The following is a 20126-nucleotide window of genomic DNA, read 5'->3' as shown; positions in this document are numbered from 1 at the left end:
TGGGACGGAGTGACGACCACGCACGACGCGGAACGGAGGCCGACAGATGACCGAACCGGCTGCCCCTGGGCGGGACCTGCACCGAGAGCTCAGCGTGCTCGCCGCGAAGAACGAGCGCCTCAGCGACGCGCTCGTCGCGGCCCGCGAGCAGATCATCGACCTCAAGCGCCAGGTGGACGACCTGGCCAAGCCTCCGGGCACGTACGCCACGTTCCTCGGCGCGCGCACGGACGGCACCGTGGACATCGTGTCGTCGGGCCGCAAGATGCACGTCGGCGCGAGCCCGTCGCTCGACGTCTCGCGCCTGCGCCCCGGCCAGGAGGTCATGCTCAACGAGGCCCTCACGGTGGTCGAGGCCGGCGGTTACGAGGAGGTCGGCGAGCTCGTCACGGTCAAGGAGCTGCTGGGCACCGACCGCGCCCTGGTGGTCGGCCGGGGCGACGAGGAGCGCGTCGTGCGCTTCGCCGGGCAGGTCAAGGACGCGCACGTGCGGATCGGCGACGCCCTGACCATCGACTCGCGCAGCGGCTTCGTGTTTGAGATCATCCCGCGGGCCGAGGTCGAGGAGCTCGTGCTCGAAGAGGTCCCGGACATCGACTACGAGGACATCGGCGGGCTCGGGCCGCAGATCGAGGCCATCCGCGACGCCGTCGAGCTGCCGTTCCTGCACCCCGAGCTGTTCCTGGAGCACGGGCTCAAGCCGCCGAAGGGCGTGCTGCTGTACGGGCCCCCGGGATGCGGGAAGACGCTCATCGCCAAGGCGGTCGCGCACTCGCTCGCGGCCACCGCGGCCGCGGCGCGCGGCGAGGACACCGCCGACACCAAGAGCTTCTTCCTCAACGTCAAGGGCCCGGAGCTGCTCAACAAGTACGTGGGCGAGACCGAGCGGCACATCCGGCTGATCTTCGCCCGGGCGCGCGAGAAGGCGTCGCAGGGCCACCCGGTGGTCGTGTTCTTCGACGAGATGGAGTCGCTCTTCCGCACCCGCGGCACGGGCGTCTCCAGCGACGTCGAGACGACGATCGTGCCGCAGCTGCTGAGCGAGATCGACGGCGTCGAGCGCCTGGAGAACGTCATCGTCATCGGCGCCTCCAACCGCGAGGACATGATCGACCCCGCCATCCTGCGGCCGGGCCGGCTCGACGTGAAGATCAAGATCGAGCGGCCCGACGCGGAGGGTGCGCGCGAGATCTTCGGCAAGTACCTCGTGCCGACGCTGCCCATCCACCCGGACGACATCGCGGAGCACGGCGGGTCCGCATCGGCGGCCGTCGAGGCGATGATCACCCGCGTGGTCGAGCGGATGTACACCGAGAGCGACGAGAACCGGTTCCTCGAGGTCACGTACGCGAGCGGCGACAAGGAGGTCCTGTACTTCAAGGACTTCAACTCGGGCGCCATGATCCAGAACGTCGTCGACCGCGCCAAGAAGTCCGCCATCAAGGACTTCCTGAGCACCGGCCAGCGCGGCATCCGGGTCGACCACCTGCTGACGGCCTGCGTCGACGAGTTCCGCGAGAACGAGGACCTGCCCAACACGACCAACCCCGACGACTGGGCGCGCATCTCCGGCAAGAAGGGCGAGCGCATCGTCTTCATCCGGACGATCGTGCAGGGCAAGAAGGGCGCCGAGGGCTCGCGCACGATCGAGACGGTCACCAGCACCGGCCAGTACCTCTGACGGACCGGCGGCGCGACGCGCGGTCACGCGACCCTAGGGTGGTCCCGTGACCGTGCGCCGCGTGATGGGGATCGAGACCGAGTACGGGATCCTCCAGCCCGGGCGCCCGCTGGCCAACCCGATGCTGCTGTCCAGCCACGTGGTCGCCGTGCACGCCGCCGCCCGCGAGGGTGCGCGCACCAAGGCCCGCTGGGACTACGACGACGAGGACCCGCTGCACGACGCCCGCGGCTTCCACCTGCAGCGCGCGTCGGCGCACCCCTCGCTGCTGACGGACGACCCGCAGAAGCCCGCGCCGTCCGGCGACGGCCCGCAAGCCCTGCCCCGCGCCACCACGGAGGAGTACGAGGACCCGGGCGCGGCGAACGTCATCCTCACCAACGGCGCGCGCCTCTACGTCGACCACGCCCACCCGGAGTACTCCTCGCCCGAGGTGACCAACCCGCTCGACGCGGTGCTCTGGGACCGGGCGGGCGAGCGCGTCATGCTCGCGTCGGTGCGCGCCCTGGCGTCGACCGCCGCGCTGCCGGACGTCGCCCTCTACAAGAACAACGTGGACGGCAAGGGCGCCACGTACGGCATGCACGAGAACTACCTGGTCGACCGCGCGGTCCCGTTCAACGACCTCGCGGCGCGGCTCATCCCGTTCTTCGTCACGCGGCAGGTGTTCACGGGCGCCGGCCGGGTGGGGCTGGGGCAGCGCGGCGAGGAGCCGGGCTTCCAGCTCTCGCAGCGCGCGGACTACATGGAGGCCGAGGTCGGCCTCGAGACGACCCTGCGCCGCCCGATCATCAACACGCGCGACGAGCCGCACGCCGACCCGGACCGGTGGCGGCGGCTGCACGTGATCATCGGCGACGCGACGATGCTCGAGGTGGCGACGTACCTGCGGCTGGGCACCACGTCGCTGGTGCTCTGGCTCATCGAGCGCGCGGTCGCCGACGGCGGTGCCGGGGGAGCGCTCGCCGCCATCGACCGCCTGACGCTGCGGGACCCGGTGCACGCGGTCCACCTGGTGAGCCACGACCTGACCCTCACCACGCGGCTCGAGCTCGCGGACGGGCGGCGGCTGACGGCCCTCGAGGTGCAGCGCGAGTACCTCGACGCGATCCGCGCGGCGCTGGCCCACGTCGGCGACGAGCCCGACGCGCAGACCACGGACGTGCTGGACCGCTGGGAGTCCGTGCTCGACCGGCTGACCACCGACCCGGCGTCATGCGCGCGCGAGGTGGAGTGGCTGGCCAAGCTGCGGCTGCTCGAGGGCATGCGGCGCCGCGACCACCTGGCCTGGGACCACCCCCGGCTGGCCGCGATGGACCTGCAGTGGTCCGACGTGCGGCCCGAGCGCGGCCTCTACCACCGGCTGGTCCAGGCCGGCGCGGTCGAGCTGCTGGTGAGCCCCGAGGCGGTCGCGGACGCTGTGGTGCACCCCCCGCGGGACACCCGGGCCTACTTCCGCGGCGAGGCCGTCGCGCGGTACGGCGGGGAGATCTCGGCGGCCAGCTGGGACTCGGTCGTCTTCGACGTGCCGGGCGCGGCGACGCTCCAGCGGGTGCCGATGCGCGACCCGCTGCGCGGGACGCACGCGCACGTGGGTGACCTGCTCGACCGCAGCCCGGACGCCGCCGCGCTGCTCGACGCGCTCGGCGCCTGACGCGACCCGTCCGGTCCGTGGCGTGGGGACCGGACGCGTCGGAAGATGGGCCTAGGGTGGGCGTCAGCACGTCGTCCGGCACTTCCGGGAGGTCACCATGGCTGGTCAGGAACACGTACGCCCGCGCCGCGAGGACGAGGAACCGGACGACGGCCCCGACACCCCGGCCCCGGCCGCGCCCAGCGCGCAGGCCCGGGACGCCGAGGTGGATGCGCTGCTCGACGAGATCGACGACGTCCTGGAGTCCAACGCGGAGCAGTTCGTGCGTGGATTCGTCCAGAAGGGCGGTCAGTGAGCGCCGATGAGTTCTCACGACACGTCCGCTTCCGGGCGGCTGCCGCACGCGTTCACGACCCCCGGCTCGTCGTCGTTCGTGGAGTTCCTCTCGAGCCACGCCCCGCAGCTGCTGCCGGGTAACCGGCCCGGCGGCGACGTCCAGGCGCCGCACGGCACCACCATCCTGGCGCTCGCCTTCGACGGCGGGATCGTCATGGCGGGTGACCGCCGCGCGACCATGGGCTCGATGATCGCGAGCCGCGAGATCGAGAAGGTCTTCCCGGCCGACGAGTACTCCGCGGTCGGCATCGCCGGCACCGCCGGCCTGGCCGTCGAGCTGGTCCGCCTGTTCCAGCTCGAGCTCGAGCACTACGAGAAGATCGAGGGCAGCCTGCTCTCGCTCGACGGCAAGGCCAACCGGCTCGCGACGATGATCCGGGGGAACCTCGGCCTCGCGATGCAGGGGCTCGCGGTGGTGCCGCTGTTCGGCGGCTTCGACCTGGACCGCCGCATCGGCCGGATCTTCTCCTACGACGTCACGGGCGGCCGCTACGAGGAGCACGACCACCACGCGGTGGGCTCGGGCTCGGTGTTCGCGCGCGGCTCGCTCAAGAAGCTGTGGCGCCCGGGTCTCGACGCCGCCGGCGCGGTGCGGGTGGCCGTGGAGGCGCTCGTGGACGCGGCCGACGACGACTCGGCGACCGGCGGCCCGGACCACACCCGGGGCATCTGGCCGGTCGTCGCCACGGTGACCGAGTCGGGCTACCTGCGTGTCTCCGACGCCGACCTCAGCGCGGTGGCCGAGACCGTCGAGCAGGAACGTCGCCGCACGCACGAGGGTCGCGGAGGTGCGCGATGAGCATGCCGTTCTACGTCTCGCCCGAGCAGCTGATGAAGGACCGGGCGGACTACGCGCGCAAGGGCATCGCCCGCGGCCGGTCCGTCGTCGTCCTGCAGTACGACGACGGGATCGCGTTCGCCACCGAGAACGCGTCGCGCGCGCTGCACAAGATCTCCGAGATCTACGACCGCATCGGCTTCGCGGCCGTCGGCAAGTACAACGAGTTCGAGAACCTGCGGGTGGCCGGCGTGCGCTACGCCGACCTGCGCGGCTACTCCTACGACCGCGAGGACGTCACGGCGCGGGGCCTGGCCAACGCGTACGCGCAGACGCTCGGCACGTCGTTCACCACGGAGTCCAAGCCGCTCGAGGTCGAGATCGTCGTCGCCGAGGTCGGCCGCGCGGTGGCGGGCGACCAGATCTACCGGCTGGCGTACGACGGCTCGGTGACCGACGAGCACGGCTACGTGGTCATGGGCGGGCAGGCCGAGCGGCTCGGCGCGATCCTGGCGCAGGAGTGGCGGGCCGGGCTCACGCTGCCCGAGGTGCTCGCGCTGGCGGTCCGGACGCTGGGGTCGCCGCCCGACGACGGCGGGGAGGCCCGGGTGATCCCCGCGGCGCAGCTGGAGGTCGCGGTGCTCGACAGGACGCGACCGCGCCGCACGTTCCGACGGCTGGCCGGGGCCTTGCTGGAGGACCTGCTGGACGCAGACTGATCGGGACGGACCGGCGCGGGGGTCGACAGGAGGGAGCACGGCGATGGACAGGCGGATCTTCGGTCTGGAGACGGAGTACGGCGTGACCTGCGCCGCCCAGGACGGTCGCGGGCTGTCCGCCGACGAGGTCGCGCGCTACCTGTTCCGCAAGGTCGTCGCCTGGGGTCGCTCCTCCAACGTGTTCCTGCGCAACGGCTCGCGGCTGTACCTGGACGTGGGCTCGCACCCGGAGTACGCCACCGCCGAGTGCGACGACGTCCGCCAGCTGGTCACGCACGACCGCGCGGGCGAGCGCATCCTCGAGGGGCTGGTGGCCGACGCGCAGCAGCGGCTCGAGCACGAGGGGCTGCCGGGCACGATCCACCTGTTCAAGAACAACACCGACTCCGCGGGCAACTCCTACGGCTGCCACGAGAACTACCTGGTCCGCCGCCAGGGCGACTTCTCGCGGCTCTCGGACGTGCTGGTCCCGTTCCTCATCACCCGCCAGATCCTCACGGGTGCCGGCAAGGTGCTGACGACGCCGCGGGGCGCCCTGTACTGCCTGTCGCAGCGCGCCGACCACATCTGGGAGGCGGTCTCCAGCGCGACCACCCGGTCCCGGCCGATCATCAACACGCGCGACGAGCCGCACGCGGACGCCGAGCACTACCGCCGGCTGCACGTGATCGTGGGCGACTCGTCGATGTCCGAGACGACGACCATGCTCAAGGTCGGCACCACGGACCTGCTGCTGCGCATGATCGAGGCCGGCGTCCCCATGCGGGAGATGGCGCTCGAGAACCCGATCCGGGCGATCCGGGAGATCAGCCACGACATCACCGGCATGCACCCGGTGACCATGGCGAACGGCCGGACCGTCACGGCGGTCGACCTGCAGGAGGAGTACCTCACGCGGGTCACGGACTTCCTCGCCGGCGAGGGCGGGCCGTCCCCCGAGAACAAGCAGGTGCTGGACCTCTGGGAGCGTGGGCTGCGCGCGCTACGCACGGGCGACCTCTCGCTGGTGGACCGCGAGCTGGACTGGGTCATCAAGTACAAGCTCATCGAGCGGTACCGCGCCAAGCACGACCTGGAGCTCTCCGACGTCCGGGTGCAGCGGCTCGACCTGGCGTACCACGACATCTCCCGCACCGAGGGGTTGTACAACCTGCTGGCGGCCAAGGGCATGGTCGAGCGGGTGACCACGGACCTGGAGATCTTCGAGGCCACCGCGGTGCCGCCGCAGACCACCCGGGCCAAGCTGCGGGGCGACTTCGTGCGGGCCGCGCAGGACGCCCGGCGGGACTACACGGTCGACTGGGTGCACCTCAAGCTCAACGACCAGGCCCAGCGCACGGTCCTGTGCAAGGACCCGTTCCGCAGCGTCGACGAGCGTGTGGACCGGCTCATCGAGTCGATGTAGCAGGTCGTCCGTCCAGCACGAGGCCGTACAGTGTGGCGGTCCTGCAGTCGCCAGGACGGCGATCGTGGCCCGCCCGTGCGGTGCCGCCGGGACCGAGAACGGGAAGGAACGACGTGCGTCGACTGCAGGGCCGTGCCCTGACCGCCGGTCTGCTGATGGCCCTCCTGGCCCTCGCCGGGTGCAGCACCCCCGTGACCGAGCCCGCCGCCGTGACGGTCTCCGGTGAGCCGGGCGAGGCACCGACCATCACCTACGTCACGCCGCTGCAGGTGGACAAGACCCGGACCGAGCAGATCTGGGAGGGCACGGGCGCGCCGCTGGTCGAGGGCGCCCCGGTGCTCATCGACTTCTGGCTCGAGGACGCCACCGACGCGTCCCTGGTCAAGGAGAGCTACTCCACGAACCCGACGGCGATGCTGCTGACGGAGGAGGACCTGGGCACCGATCTCTACAACACGCTGCGCGGCCAGAAGGTGGGCGCGCGGCTGCTGCAGGTGAGCCCCGGCACCGGGTCCGGCGCGACCGACTACCCGACCGTGACGGTGGTCGACGTGCTGCCCACGCGGGCGGACGGCGAACCGGTGGCACCCCGCCCCGACCTGCCGGCGGTCACGCTCGACGCGTCCGGCGCCCCGTCGATCACGGCGACGGGCACCGACCCGCCGTCGGCGCTGGTCGCCCAGCCGCTGATCCGCGGGACGGGCGAGCAGGTGGGTGCCAGCGACGTCGTCACCGTTCAGTACACCGGGTTCGCGTGGACCACGGGTGAGCCGTTCGACTCGACGTGGACGCACGGGCTGCCCGTCTCGTTCTCGCTGCAGGACGTGAAGGCGTGGGCCGAGGGCCTGGTCGACCAGCCCGTGGGCAGCCAGGTGATGCTCGTGGTGCCCCCGACCTACGCCCTGGGCGTGACCGACAGCGAGGAGCTGGCCGGCCAGACGGTCGTGTTCGTGGTGGACATCCTCGCCACGGGCCACCCGGACCAGGCGGCCGGCTAGCGCGAGGGCAGGACCGCCTCGAGCAGCTCGAGGTCGTCCGCCGCGCCCGCGATCCGCACGTCGGCGGCGGCGCCCCGGCCCAGCAGGTACAGGGCGAGCTCGCCGACGTCGCCGCGCACGACGACCGTGCCGTGGTCGCCCTTCGGGCCGCGCAGCGGGTGCCGCACCCCGTCGCCGCGCACCAGCACCACGCCCACGGGGACCTTGCGCAGCCGCAGGCCGCCCGTGCGCCGCAGCTGCGCCCACAGGGCCTCGACCTGGTCCGGGTCGAGCTCGCGGGGCGGCACCGGGCCGGCGCCGCGGCGGACGTCCTCGGTGTGCACGAAGAACTCGATCACGTTGGTCGGGTCGCCCGCCCAGGCGCCGGGGTGCCAGAACGCGGGCCGGTCGGCGGCGACCCGGGCGACGAGGTCCCGGTAGGCGCCCTCGGTCGCGGCGGTGTCGGCGAGCCGTGCGATCGCCGCCTCGGCGCGCGGCGAGAGGACGGGGACGGCGATGCCGACTCCGACCAGGGGCGAGCGCTCGCGCAGCACGACGTGCGCGGCCAGGTGGCGGGCCTCCCAGCCCTCGCAGAGGGTCGGCGCGTCCGGCGGGACGTCCAGGAGGGCCTGCGCGAGCTGCGCGCGCTCGATCTCGTGCCAGGTCATGAGCGCAGGATCGCACGGGGGCGACGCAGCCGCGTGGCGGGTAAGCGCTCGCTCTGCCATGAGAGGATGACGGCACCCCCTGAGCTCCACGGAAGGTCCTGTCGTGCCCACGCGAGACGAGTCACCAGCGTCGGTGGCCCTCACCGGCTCCGTACCGCGCCGGGCGGTCCAGCTGATCGCCCGCGGCATGCGCGCGCACCCTGGCACCTACGTGGTGGCGATCGGCACCTCCGCGGTGTTCGGCGCGCTCACGGTCGCGGTCAGCCGCGTGCTCGGCGCCGTGACAGACCAGGTCGTGGTGCCCGCGCTGTCGGGTTCGACCGAGGCGCGCGGGCGCATCTGGCTCGCCGGGCTCGCGATCGCGCTGGTCGCCGTCTCGCTCGCGGTGACCGTCGCCGGGCGGCGGATGTACGCGGGCCGCGGGTACGCGCTGATCCAGGAGGACCACCGCACCGCGGTCACCCGCCAGTACCTGCGGCTCCCGATGTCGTGGCACCGCCAGCACCCGACGGGCCAGCTGCTGTCGAACGCCAGCGCCGACGTCGAGGCGGCGACGGCGATCTTCAACCCGCTGCCGTTCGCGCTGGGCGTGGTCGTCATGCTCGTCGTCGCCGCGGTCGAGCTGTTCCGCACCGACGTGTGGCTCGCGCTCGCCGCCCTCGTCGTCCTGCCGCTCGCCGTGGTCGCCAACCTGGTCTTCCAGCGCAGGATGTCGCCGGCGGCGATCCACGCGCAGCAGCTGCGCGCCGAGGTCGCCGACATCGCCCACGAGAGCTTCGAGGCCGCCGTGCTGGTCACGTCGCTGGGCACGGAGGCGCGCGAGGAGGCCCGGTTCGCGGCGCGGGCCGCGCAGCTGCGGGACGCCAACGTGCGCGTCGGCATCGTCCGCGCGATGTTCGACCCGGTGATCGACCTGCTGCCGAGCCTCGGCACGCTGCTCGTGCTCGTCGTCGGCACCGTGCAGGTCAGCGCGGGACGGATCGGCACGGGCGACGTCGTGGCCGCCGCGTACCTGCTCACGCTGCTCGCGGTGCCGGTGCGGGCGTTCGGCTGGGTGCTCGGCGAGGTGCCGCGGGCGCTGGTCGGCTACGACCGGATCGCGCGCGTGATCGACTCCCACGGCGCGCTCAGCGTCGGCACCACGCCCTGGGTGCCGGCCGCGGGGGCGCGCGTCGAGCTGCGCGACGTCGGCCGGTCGGTCGCGCTGCCCGGCGGCGGCGAGCTCGAGCTGCTGCACGACGTCGACCTCGACGTGCCCGCGGGCCGCACGATCGCGGTCGTCGGACCCACGGGCGCCGGCAAGACGACGCTGGTCTCGCTGGTCAGCCGGCTCGCCGACCCGTCGCGCGGCGCGGTCCTCGTCGACGGCATCGACCTGCGCGACGTGCGCCCCGCCGACCTCAGCCGGCACGTCGCCCTCGTGGCGCAGTCGACGTTCGTGTTCGAGGACACCGTCCGGTCCAACGTCACGCTTGCGGACGCGGGCGAGGCGGGTGCCCCGGACGACGAGGCGGTATGGGCCGCACTGCGCCTCGCCCGCGTCGACGACGTGGTCCGCGCCCTGCCGGGTGGCCTCGACGCGCCCCTGGGCGAGCGCGGCGCCAACCTCTCGGGCGGCCAGCGCCAGCGGCTGGCGCTCGCGCGCGCCCTGGTGCGCCGGCCCGCCGTCCTGGTGCTCGACGACGCGACGTCGGCCGTCGACCCGCGCATCGAGCAGGCGATCCTGCGCGGCCTGCGCGACGAGGCCGGCGCCGGCAGCCCGACCGTGCTGCTGGTGGCCTACCGGATGTCGTCGGTGCTGCTGGCCGACGAGGTGGTGCACGTCGAGTCCGGCCGCGTGGTCGACCGCGGCACGCACGACGAGCTGCTGGCCCGCGACCCCGGCTACCGCGAGCTGGCGACCGCGTACGAGCAGGAGACGGCCCGCCGCGCGGCGGAGGCCGCCGACGAGGAGGCCCTCGAGGTCGTGGAGGAGCCCGCATGAGCGACGGACACCGCTTCGCGCCCGCCAGCACGCTCGGCGTGCTCGCCACGCTGCGCCGCGGCATCCAGGTCTCGCCCCAGCTGCTGGTCGGTTGGCAGCTGACCGTCCTGCTCGCGGTCGTGGCCTCGATCGGCCGGGTGCTCGTGCCGATCGCGGTCCAGCAGACCGTCGACACGGGGATCCTGGCCGCGGGCGGCCCGGACGTGCCCCGGGTCGCCGCCCTCGCCGGGCTCGCCGCCCTGGGCCTGCTGGTCGGCGCCGTCTGCTCGGCCTACGTCAACGTGCGCCTGTTCCGGTCGAGCGAGAGCGGGCTGCTGGCGCTGCGCACCCAGGCGTTCCGGCACGTGCACGACCTGTCGGTGCTCACGCAGAACACCGAGCGCCGCGGCTCGCTGGTCTCGCGCGTGACGTCGGACGTCGACACGATCTCGCTGTTCGTGCAGTGGGGCGGGATCATGCTGCTCGTCTCGGTGCTGCAGATCGCCGTGGCGACCGTGCTCATGGCCGTCTACTCCTGGCAGCTCACGCTGATCGTGTGGGCCGGGTTCGTGCCGCTCTTCCTGCTCCTGCAGCCGCTGCAGAAGCGCGTCAACGCCCGGTACACCGCGGTCCGCGAGCGGGTCGGCGGGATGCTCGGCGCCGTGTCGGAGGCCGTCGTCGGCGCGGAGACCATCCGCTCGTACGGGGTCGCCGCACGCACCCAGCGCAAGATCGACGCGGCCGTCGCCGCCACCCGCAGCGCCATGGTGCGCGCGCAGAACCTGGTCGCCCTGGTGTTCTCCAGCGGCGTGCTGGTGGCCAACCTGGTGCTCGCCGTCGTGGTCGTCGCCGGGACGTACCTCGGCATCGCGGGCGAGATGACCGTGGGCCGGCTGCTCGCCTTCCTCTTCCTGGTCCAGCTGTTCACGGGCCCGGTGCAGATGGCCACCGAGATCCTCAACGAGCTGCAGAACGCCGTCGCCGGCTGGCGCCGCGTGCTCGGCGTGCTCGAGACCCCCATCGAGGTGGTCGACGCCGGCCCCGACGGCGTGCCCAGCCCGCGCGGCCCGGCCCACGTGGAGCTGCGCGGCGTCGACTTCGCGTACCCCGACGGGCCGCCCGTGCTCACCGGCGTCGACGTCGCGATCCCCGCCGGGACCTCCGTCGCTGTCGTCGGCGCGACCGGCTCGGGCAAGACCACGATCGCCAAGCTGGTCGCGCGGTTCATGGACCCCACGCACGGCTCCGTGCTGCTGGACGGCGTCGACCTGCGGGACATCCCGATCGCCCAGCTGCGCCGGCGCGTGGTGCTCGTGCCGCAGGAGGGCTTCCTGTTCGACGGCACGCTCGCGCAGAACGTGGCCTACGGCCTGCGGCACGAGGACGGCACCACCCCGGCCGCCGACGACGACGCCCGCATCCGGGAGGCCGTCGAGGCGCTCGGGCTGGACGGCTGGGTGGACGAGCTCGCCGACGGGCTCGAGACGCCCGTCGGCCAGCGCGGCGAGTCGCTGTCGGCGGGGGAGCGGCAGCTGGTCGCGCTCGCGCGGGCGTACCTCGCCGAGGCGGACCTGCTCCTGCTCGACGAGGCGACGTCCGCGGTGGACCCCGCGACCGAGGTGCGGATCGCCCGCGCGCTCGACTCGCTGACCCGCGGCCGCAGCACCCTGACCATCGCGCACCGGCTCTCCACCGCGGAGGCCGCCGACACGGTCGTCGTGGTGGATGCCGGCCGGGTGGTCGAGGTGGGTCACCACGACGAGCTCGTCGCGCGGGACGGGCACTACGCCGCGATGCACGCCGCCTGGGTGTCGCAGACCCGCTGATCGCTGGGACGGGGTCCGTCGCGTGCGCGGCCGCGTGGCAGGATCGTTCCGTGCCTTCCAGCCCCGCCGAACCGATGCTCGACCCCGCCGTCTCCGAGCGCCTGAAGCGTGACGACCACGGCCTGGTGGCGGCGATCGTGCAGCAGCACGACACGCGTGAGGTGCTCATGCTCGGCTGGATGGACGACGAGGCGCTGCGGCGCACGCTGAGCACCGGCCGGGTCGTGTTCTGGAGCCGGTCGCGCCAGGAGTACTGGCGCAAGGGCGACACCTCCGGCCACGCCCAGTACGTCAAGGGCGTCAGCCTCGACTGCGACGGCGACGCCCTGCTGGTCGAGGTCGACCAGGTGGGTGCCGCCTGCCACACGGGGGCCCGCACCTGCTTCGACGCCGGTGGGCCGCTGCCCGCCGTCGTCGGCACCCGACCCACCGAAGGAGACGCTCGATGACCGCCCCGACCCTGCCGGACGTCGCCGCCGCGGAGGTGCCCTGGGGTGGCACGTGGCCGTCGCTGGAGGTGTTCCGCGGCCTGGCCCGCGACCGGCGGGTGGTCCCCGTGGTCCGCCGGCTGCTGGCCGACGACGTCACGCCGGTCGGCCTGTACCGCACGCTCGCCGCGGGCCGCGCGGGCACGTTCATCCTCGAGTCGGCCGAGGCCGACGGCAGCTGGGACCGCTACTCGTTCGTCGGCGTGCACTCGCGCGCGACGCTCACGGTGCGCGACGGCTCGGCGGTGTGGGTGGGAGACGTCCCGGTCGGGGTGCCGACCGACGGCGACGCGCTGGACGTCCTGGCGGGCACCCTGGACGCGCTGCGCACGCCCGCGATCACGGGTCTGCCGCCGCTGACCAGCGGCCTCGTGGGAGCGCTCGGCTGGGACATCGTGCGGCACTGGGAGCCGACGCTGCCCGCGAACGCGCCCGACGAGCTGGGCGTCCCCGAGCTCACGCTGCTGCTGGCCACCGACCTCGCGGTGGTCGACCACCACGACGGGTCCGTGTGGCTGATCGCCAACGCCATCAACTTCGACGACACCGACGAGCGGGTGGACGAGGCCCACGCGGACGCCGTCGCCCGGCTCGACGCGATGGAAGCGGCGCTGCTGCAGCCGTCGGAGCCGGCCGTGGCGGTGCTCGCCGACGTGCCCGAGCCCGAGCTCGCGTTCCGGTCCACGCGCGAGGAGTTCGAGGACTCCGTGCGCAGGGGTCAGGAGGCCATCCGCGACGGCGACGTGTTCCAGGTGGTGCTCTCGCAGCGCCTGGACCTCGACTGCCCGGCCGAGCCGCTCGACGTCTACCGCGTGCTGCGGACCATCAACCCCAGCCCGTACATGTACTACCTGCAGCTGCAGGACGCGGACGGGCGCGACTTCGCGGTCGTGGGGTCGAGCCCGGAGACGCTGGTCAAGGTCACCTCGGGTCGCGTGGTGACGTTCCCCATCGCCGGTTCCCGGCCGCGCGGCGCGACGCCCGACGAGGACCGCCGCCTGCAGGACGAGGTGCTGGCGGACCCCAAGGAGCGGGCCGAGCACATCATGCTGGTCGACCTGTCCCGCAACGACCTGGTGAAGGTGTGCGAGCCCACCAGCGTCGAGGTGGTCGAGTTCATGGCCGTGAAGCGGTACTCGCACATCATGCACATCTGCTCGACCGTGGTCGGCCGGCTGCGCGAGGGGGCGACCGCGCTGCAGACGCTGGTGGCGACGTTCCCGGCCGGCACCCTCTCCGGCGCGCCCAAGCCGCGCGCGATCGCCCTCATCGACGAGATCGAGCCCGCCCGCCGCGGCATCTACGGCGGCACGGTCGGGTACTTCGACTTCGCGGGCGACATGGACATGGCCATCGCCATCCGGACGGCCCTCATCCGCGAGGGTCGGGCGAGCGTGCAGGCCGGCGGCGGGATCGTGGCCGACTCCGTGCCGGCGCTGGAGTACGAGGAGTCGCGGAACAAGGCCGCCGCGGCCGTGCGCGCCGTGCAGATCGCCTCCCGGCTGCGCCGGGCGGGCGCGTGACGGTGCCCGAGCCCGCCCCGGCCCGACGCAGCCGGGCGGGCCGCGGGCGCGCGGCGGCCCTGCTGCTCGTGCTCGCCGGGCTCACGGCCGTGGTCGCGGTGCCCACGTGGTTCACCACCACCGGGACGACCGCCCTGCAGGGCACCGTCACCGTGCACGTCGCTGGCTCGCAGGTGGCGCCCGCGATCCTCGCCGCGGCGGTCGCGATCCTGGCGTCCGTAGCCGCGGTCGCGCTGGTGGGCCGGGCGGGCCGGTGGGTCGTCGCCGTCGTCGTGGCCGCGTGCGGCGTCCTCGTGGTGGGGACGACGCTGACGGTGCTGGGCGACCCCGTGGCCGCGGTGACCCCCGTGGTGGCCGAGCAGACGGGCGTGGGCAGGCTCGCCGGGCCGGTCACGACGAGCGCCTGGCCGTGGCTGGCCGTGGGCGTCGGGGTGCTCGACGTCCTCGCCGGCGGGTGGCTCGTGGTCGCGTCACGGGGGTGGTCCGGGCCGTCCCGTCGGCACGAGGCGCCGGCTGCGCCGGTGGTCCCCGCGCAGCCCGACGAGCGGTCCGACTGGGACGCCCTCAGTCGGGGCGACGACCCGTCCTGACCTGCACCGGCGGGTGCCGGGTGGCACCCCTGCCGTCCGCTAGGGTGAGCGGAGAACCGAGCACGGAGGGCACCACACATGGCCGACAACACCCTGGCGCACCGAGCGCAGAACGCCACGACCACCGAGGCGATGCACCTGCCGCCCACGGCGGCCCCGACCAACCACGGCAAGACGCTCGCCGCCTGGGTCACCACCTACAGCGTGGTCATCGCCTTCACGATCGCGGGCCTCGGCGTCGCGTTCGCGATGGTCTGGCTGTTCTGGGTGGGCATGGCCCTCGTGGTGCTCGGCCTGGTGGTCGGCAAGGTCCTCCAGGTCTCGGGCCACGGCCAGGGCGGCGCCAAGACCCGGGCCCGGGCGGCCCGCACCGGCGGGCACTGACCCGCCACCGGTTCCACCGCCCACTCGAGACGCGGGTGAGCGCACGCGACGCAGGAGGACCGATGTCGACCCCCAACGAGCCGCAGAGCCCGTACGGCGCCGAGCCGCCGCAGGACCCGAACGCGCCGCCGCCGTACCCGCCGGCGGGTGCGCCCCAGTACCCCGCCGCACCGCCGCCGCCGCCCGCCGCCCCGCCGTACCCGGCCGCGCCGCAGTACCCCGGCACCGCGTCGCCGCAGTACCCGGCGGCCACGCCGTACGGCTCCGCGCCGGGCGGCTACCCGCCCGCCGCCGGTGCGTACCAGCCCGGCTACGCCCCCGTGTACCCGAAGAACAGCCTCGCGGTCTGGTCGCTGGTGCTCGGCATCGCCTCGTTCGTCCTGTCGTGCGGCCTGTTCACGGGCATCCCCGCGATCATCGTCGGCAACAACGCGAAGAAGGCCGTCGCCAACGGCGAGGCCAACAACGGCGGCATGGCCACCGCGGGGATCATCCTCGGCTGGGTCGCCATCGTGCTCTCGATCCTGGGCATCATCCTGTTCGCCGTGCTGTTCTCGAACGCCGACTTCCGGAACTCCTTCAATGAGGGCTACAACTCCAGCTACTGAGGTGCCCGACGGCCCGCTCGCGCCCGACGCCCCGGCGTCCGGCGGGGCGGGCCGTCGCGCGTCCGTGCGCGGACCGCTCGTCGCCGCGGGCGTCGTCGCGGCCGCGACCGTGGTGCTCGCGCTGCGCGACCCCCACGTCACCGGCAGCTACGGCATCTGCCCGCTGTACGCGGCGACGGGCCTGTGGTGCCCGGCCTGCGGGGGGCTCCGCGCGACGCACGACCTCGCGCACGGCGACCTCGCGGGGGCGTGGTCGATGAACCCGCTGTGGGTGCTCACGATCCCGGTCGTGATCGCGGTGTGGGGTCGCCTGGTCGTGCTCCGGGCGCAGGGCAGGACGGCCCGTCCGGCGCCCGCGTGGCTCGCCTGGGTCGGCCTCGGGGTGGTCGTGGCGTTCGGCGTCCTGCGCAACATCCCGGTGCTCTCGCCGTGGCTCGCGCCCTGACGTCCACCCACCGGGCTGTGGTCGGGGTCACTCCGGTACCCCTCTACGATGTGGCACTGGACAACCACGACGCCTCGGCGGCGAGGAGAATGTCCGGAACCGACCGGGGGAGAAGGTGAGCTGTCGATGACCGTGCTGGACGACATCGTCGCGGGAGTCCGACTGGACCTGGCGGTCCGCGAGGAGGCCACGCCGCTCGCCGTGGTCAAGGAGCGCGCGCGGCGCCGCGAGTCCGCCATCGAGTGCGTCGGCCGGCTGCGCGCCGAGGACGCCGTGCGCGTCATCGCCGAGGTCAAGCGCTCGAGCCCGAGCAAGGGCGCCCTCGCCACGATCAAGGACCCGGCCGCGCTGGCGGCCGAGTACGAGAAGGGCGGCGCCGCCGTCATCTCCGTGCTCACCGAGGAGCGGCGCTTCCACGGGTCGCTGGCCGACCTGGACGCGGTCCGCGCGCGGGTCGACATCCCGGTGCTGCGCAAGGACTTCGTCGTCACGCCGTACCAGGTGTGGGAGGCGCGGGCGCACGGCGCCGACCTCGTGCTGCTCATCGTCGCGGCCCTCGAGCAGACAGTGCTCGAGTCGCTGGTGGAGCGCGTGCACTCCCTGGGCATGACCGCCCTGGTGGAGGTGCACGACGCCGAGGAGGTCTCGCGGGCCGCCGACGCCGGCGCGCGCGTGATCGGGGTCAACGCCCGCGACCTGCGCTCGCTCGAGGTGGACCGGACCACGTTCGCCCGGGTCGCCCCGTCGATCCCGTCGCACATCGTCAAGATCGCCGAGTCCGGCGTCCGCGGGCCGCACGACGTCATGGACTACGCCCGCGCCGGCGCGGACGCGGTGCTGGTGGGCGAGGCCCTGGTCACGGACGACGCCCCGCGCGAGTCGGTCGCCGACCTCGTGGCGGCGGGTGCGCACCCCTCGCTGCGGGCGGTGCGTCAGTGACCGGTCGGCCCACCGTCGGCCCGCTCTCGGACAAGCTGCTCGAGGCCACCTCGGGCGGACCGCTCTCCACGCACGCGGGGCCGTACTTCGGCGAGTTCGGCGGCCGATACGTGCCCGAGGCGCTCATCGCGGCGCTGGACGAGCTCGACACGGCGTACCACAAGGCCCTCGCGGACCCGGCGTTCGGGCGCGAGCTCGCCCGGCTGCACAGGACGTACACCGGCCGACCCAGCCCGCTGACGGAGGTGCCGCGGTTCGCCGCGCACGTCGCGCCGGGTGTGCGGGTGTTCCTCAAGCGCGAGGACCTCAACCACACGGGCTCGCACAAGATCAACAACGTGCTGGGACAGGCCCTGCTGGTCAAGCGCATGGGCAAGACGCGCGTGATCGCGGAGACCGGCGCCGGTCAGCACGGGGTCGCAACGGCGACCGCCGCCGCGCTGCTCGACCTCGAGTGCACCGTGTACATGGGCGAGGAGGACACCCGGCGCCAGGCGCTGAACGTCGCCCGGATGCGCCTGCTGGGCGCTGAGGTCGTCCCGGTGACCATCGGCACGCGCACGCTCAAGGACGCGATCAACGAGGCGCTGCGCGACTGGGTGGCCAACGTCGAGACGACGCACTACCTGCTGGGCACCGTGACGGGACCGCACCCGTTCCCGGAGATGGTGCGCGACTTCCACAAGATCATCGGCGAGGAGGCGCGGGCCCAGCTCCTCGAGGAGATCGGCCGGCTGCCCGACGCCGTCGCGGCGTGCGTCGGCGGCGGGTCGAACGCCATGGGCATCTTCAACGCGTTCCTCGACGAGCCCGACGTGCGGCTGTTCGGCTTCGAGGCGGGCGGCGCCGGCATCTCGTCCGGCCGGCACGCGGCGCGGTTCTCCGGCGGCGAGCCGGGCGTGCTGCACGGCGCCAAGTCGTACCTGCTGCAGGACGACGACGGCCAGACGCTGCCCAGCCACTCGGTGTCCGCCGGCCTGGACTACCCGAGCGTCGGCCCGGAGCACGCGTGGCTGCACGACATCGGGCGCGCCGACTACCGGCCCGTGACGGACGACGAGGCCATGGAGGCCTTCCGGATCCTGTGCCGGACCGAGGGGATCATCCCGGCGATCGAGTCGGCCCACGCGCTGGCGGGCGCCATCCAGCTGGGCGCGGAGCTCTCGACCTGGACCGGGGACGACGGCCACGAGCCAGTGCTGCTGATCAACCTGTCGGGACGCGGGGACAAGGACGTGGCCACCGCCGCGGCGTGGTTCGACCTCATCGAGGACGAGCCCGTCGTGCTGGCCGACGAAGGAGAGCAGCTGTGAGCGCCGTCGCCGTCCGGTCGCAGGTGGCCGAGCACCTCGACGCGCTCGGGCGCGCCGCCCTGATCGGGTACCTGCCCGTGGGCTACCCGACCGTCGACGGGTCGGTCGCGGCCGTCCGCACGATGATCGACGCCGGCGCGGACGTGGTCGAGCTGGGCGTGCCGTACAGCGACCCGGTCATGGACGGCCCGACGGTCCAGCGCGCGGTGGACGCGGCGCTGGCGGGGGGCACGCGCGTCAGCGACACCATCCGGGCGGTCGAGCAGGTCGCCGGCCGCGGCGCCCCGATCCTCGTGATGACCTACTGGAACCTCGTGCTCCGCTACGGCGTCGACGCGTTCGCCCGCGACCTCGCCGCGGCCGGCGGCGCCGGGCTGATCACGCCCGACCTCATCCCCGACGAGGCGGCCGACTGGATCGCCGCCTCCGACGCGCACGGGCTGGACCGCGTGTTCCTGGTGGCCCCGAGCTCCACGCCCGAGCGGCTCGCGTCGACCGCCGCGGCCTCCCGCGGCTTCGTCTACGCCGCCTCCACCATGGGCGTGACGGGGGAGCGGGCGACCGTGGGCGACCGCGCGGCCGAGCTGGTGGCGAGCACGCGCGCGGCCGGCGCCCAGCACGTCTGCGTCGGGCTGGGCGTGTCCCGGCCCGAGCAGGCCACCGAGATCGCCGCGTACGCCGACGGCGTGATCGTCGGCTCCGCGCTCGTGCGCACGCTGCTCGACGCCGACGACGACGCCGCCGGTCGGGCCGCCCTCGCGCGCCTCACGGCGGACCTGGCCGAGGGCGTGCGCTCGGCTTCGGGGCGTGTTCGGTGAGCGCGCTGCTGCCGCTCGCGATCCCGAGCCCGTCGCAGGGCGTCTGGCACCTGGGGCCCTTCCCGCTGCGCGCGTACGCGTTCGCGATCCTGCTCGGCATCGTCGTCGCCCTCTGGATGACCCGGCGCCGCTGGATCGAGCGCGGCGGCGAGCCCGACACCACCCTGGAGATCGCGTTCTGGGCGGTGCCGTTCGGCATCGTCGGCGGCCGGATCTACCACGTCATCACCTCGCCCGACGCGTACTTCGGCGTCGGCGGGGACCCGGTGCGCGCGCTGTACATCTGGGAGGGCGGCCTCGGCATCTGGGGTGCCGTGGCGTTCGGCGGGGTCGGCGCCTGGATCGGGTGCCGCCGCCAGGGCGTGCGGCTCGCCCCCTGGGCGGACGCGCTCGCGCCCGGCCTGCTGGTGGCGCAGGCGCTCGGCCGGCTGGGCAACTGGTTCAACCAGGAGCTGTACGGCGGCCCCACCTCGCTGCCGTGGGGCCTGCGCATCGACCCGGAGCACATGCCCGTCGGCGACCCCGCAGGCACGCTCTACCACCCGACGTTCCTCTACGAGATGATCTGGAACCTCGTCGGGGCGGCCGTGCTCATCTGGGCGGACCGCAGGTTCCGGCTCGGGTACGGCCGCGTGTTCTGGCTCTATGTCGTCATTTACACGACGGGCCGGCTCTGGATCGAGCTGCTGCGGATCGATCCCGCGCACCACTTCCTGGGACTGCGCCTCAACGTCTGGACAGCCATCATCGTCGGCATCGGAGCGCTGGTAGCGTTCGTGGTGGTCGGACGCCGGCACCCAGGACGTGACACGACCCTCCTGCTGGCACCCCCGACCGTGCAGGACGACGAGGAGAACGCGACCGACCCCGCCCGCTGACCCGCGGAGGGCCGGTACCTCTCCTCATCGCGGACGATGCACCCGGTCCCGTGGACCGCCCTGTATCGTCGCCACACTGGGCCGACGACGTCCCGCGTTCCCCTTGTTCGTGCAACGCCCCGACCCTCGGGGA

General features: G+C 73.6%; 20 protein-coding genes. 19 read left to right on the top strand and 1 reads right to left on the bottom strand.

What is annotated here, in order from left to right; all coding sequences use genetic code 11:
* The first annotated feature begins 46 nt into the window (after positions 1-46).
* The 7 genes from arc (at position 47) to AB5970_RS15130 (ending at position 7571) form a co-directional block, all read left to right on the top strand.
* Complete coding sequence (gene arc / locus AB5970_RS15160) at positions 47-1681, top strand: proteasome ATPase (RefSeq protein WP_370504774.1); 1635 nt, start codon at positions 47-49, stop codon at positions 1679-1681.
* 46 nt (positions 1682-1727) lie between these two features.
* Positions 1728-3335, top strand: coding sequence for a depupylase/deamidase Dop (gene dop / locus AB5970_RS15155; RefSeq protein ID WP_370504773.1), 1608 nt, complete (start codon positions 1728-1730; stop codon positions 3333-3335).
* Positions 3336-3432: 97 nt separating this feature from the next.
* Positions 3433-3630, top strand: coding sequence for a ubiquitin-like protein Pup (locus AB5970_RS15150; RefSeq protein WP_370504772.1), 198 nt, complete (start codon positions 3433-3435; stop codon positions 3628-3630).
* Positions 3631-3636: 6 nt separating this feature from the next.
* Positions 3637-4470 (top strand): proteasome subunit beta, encoded by an 834-nt coding sequence (gene prcB, locus AB5970_RS15145; protein WP_370504771.1) that lies wholly within the window; start codon positions 3637-3639, stop codon positions 4468-4470.
* Entirely contained in the window at positions 4467-5168 is a 702-nt protein-coding gene (gene prcA, locus AB5970_RS15140; RefSeq protein WP_370504770.1) for a proteasome subunit alpha, read from the top strand. The genes prcB and prcA overlap by 4 nt, the downstream gene beginning before the upstream one ends.
* 43 nt (positions 5169-5211) lie before the next feature.
* A complete protein-coding gene (gene pafA, locus AB5970_RS15135; protein WP_370504769.1) occupies positions 5212-6573 on the top strand; it encodes a Pup--protein ligase in 1362 nt (453 codons plus the stop codon).
* Positions 6574-6686: 113 nt separating this feature from the next.
* Entirely contained in the window at positions 6687-7571 is an 885-nt protein-coding gene (locus AB5970_RS15130; protein WP_370504768.1) for an FKBP-type peptidyl-prolyl cis-trans isomerase, read from the top strand.
* Here the strand turns inward: AB5970_RS15130 and AB5970_RS15125 are convergent.
* Positions 7568-8218, bottom strand: a complete 651-nt coding sequence (locus tag AB5970_RS15125) for a TIGR03085 family metal-binding protein (protein ID WP_370504767.1) — start codon at positions 8216-8218, stop codon at positions 7568-7570. The genes AB5970_RS15130 and AB5970_RS15125 overlap by 4 nt on opposite strands.
* Before the next feature lie 187 nt (positions 8219-8405).
* Here AB5970_RS15125 and AB5970_RS15120 point away from each other — a divergent pair, with 187 nt between their 5' ends.
* From AB5970_RS15120 to lgt, 12 genes are all read left to right on the top strand, one after another.
* Positions 8406-10202, top strand: coding sequence for an ABC transporter ATP-binding protein (locus AB5970_RS15120; RefSeq protein WP_370504791.1), 1797 nt, complete (start codon positions 8406-8408; stop codon positions 10200-10202).
* A complete protein-coding gene (locus AB5970_RS15115) occupies positions 10199-12007 on the top strand; it encodes an ABC transporter ATP-binding protein (protein WP_370504766.1) in 1809 nt (602 codons plus the stop codon). The genes AB5970_RS15120 and AB5970_RS15115 overlap by 4 nt, the downstream gene beginning before the upstream one ends.
* A gap of 74 nt (positions 12008-12081) precedes the next feature.
* The gene (hisI, locus tag AB5970_RS15110) at positions 12082-12456 is read left to right on the top strand and encodes a phosphoribosyl-AMP cyclohydrolase (protein WP_370504790.1); all 375 of its coding nucleotides are present in this window, start codon (positions 12082-12084) and stop codon (positions 12454-12456) included.
* Positions 12453-14018, top strand: a complete 1566-nt coding sequence (locus tag AB5970_RS15105; RefSeq protein WP_370504765.1) for an anthranilate synthase component I — start codon at positions 12453-12455, stop codon at positions 14016-14018. Before hisI ends, AB5970_RS15105 begins: the two co-directional genes overlap by 4 nt.
* Positions 14015-14608, top strand: a complete 594-nt coding sequence (locus tag AB5970_RS15100) for a Trp biosynthesis-associated membrane protein (protein WP_370504764.1) — start codon at positions 14015-14017, stop codon at positions 14606-14608. The genes AB5970_RS15105 and AB5970_RS15100 overlap by 4 nt, the downstream gene beginning before the upstream one ends.
* 78 nt (positions 14609-14686) lie before the next feature.
* Positions 14687-14992: an HGxxPAAW family protein gene (locus tag AB5970_RS15095; protein ID WP_370504763.1), complete on the top strand. Its 306-nt coding sequence runs from the start codon at positions 14687-14689 to the stop codon at positions 14990-14992.
* A 62-nt stretch (positions 14993-15054) separates the two neighbouring features.
* Positions 15055-15600: a DUF4190 domain-containing protein gene (locus AB5970_RS15090; protein ID WP_370504762.1), complete on the top strand. Its 546-nt coding sequence runs from the start codon at positions 15055-15057 to the stop codon at positions 15598-15600.
* Between the two features lies 1 nt (position 15601).
* Positions 15602-16045, top strand: coding sequence for a DUF2752 domain-containing protein (locus AB5970_RS15085; RefSeq protein WP_370504761.1), 444 nt, complete (start codon positions 15602-15604; stop codon positions 16043-16045).
* A gap of 126 nt (positions 16046-16171) precedes the next feature.
* Positions 16172-16984 carry an indole-3-glycerol phosphate synthase TrpC gene (trpC, locus tag AB5970_RS15080; protein ID WP_370504760.1) on the top strand — a complete coding sequence of 271 codons (813 nt, stop codon included), beginning with the start codon at positions 16172-16174 and terminating at the stop codon, positions 16982-16984.
* Positions 16981-18297, top strand: a complete 1317-nt coding sequence (trpB, locus tag AB5970_RS15075; protein WP_370504759.1) for a tryptophan synthase subunit beta — start codon at positions 16981-16983, stop codon at positions 18295-18297. Before trpC ends, trpB begins: the two co-directional genes overlap by 4 nt.
* Positions 18294-19115, top strand: coding sequence for a tryptophan synthase subunit alpha (gene trpA / locus AB5970_RS15070; RefSeq protein ID WP_370504758.1), 822 nt, complete (start codon positions 18294-18296; stop codon positions 19113-19115). Before trpB ends, trpA begins: the two co-directional genes overlap by 4 nt.
* Positions 19112-19993, top strand: a complete 882-nt coding sequence (gene lgt, locus AB5970_RS15065; protein WP_370504757.1) for a prolipoprotein diacylglyceryl transferase — start codon at positions 19112-19114, stop codon at positions 19991-19993. Before trpA ends, lgt begins: the two co-directional genes overlap by 4 nt.
* Positions 19994-20126: the final 133 nt, after the last annotated feature.

Origin of the sequence: Cellulomonas sp. ICMP 17802, from assembly GCF_041295535.1 — a bacterium.
Classification (GTDB): domain Bacteria; phylum Actinomycetota; class Actinomycetes; order Actinomycetales; family Cellulomonadaceae; genus Cellulomonas.
The sequence above is the reverse complement of the archived record's forward strand: the minus strand, read 5'-3'. Positions and strand labels throughout refer to the sequence as shown.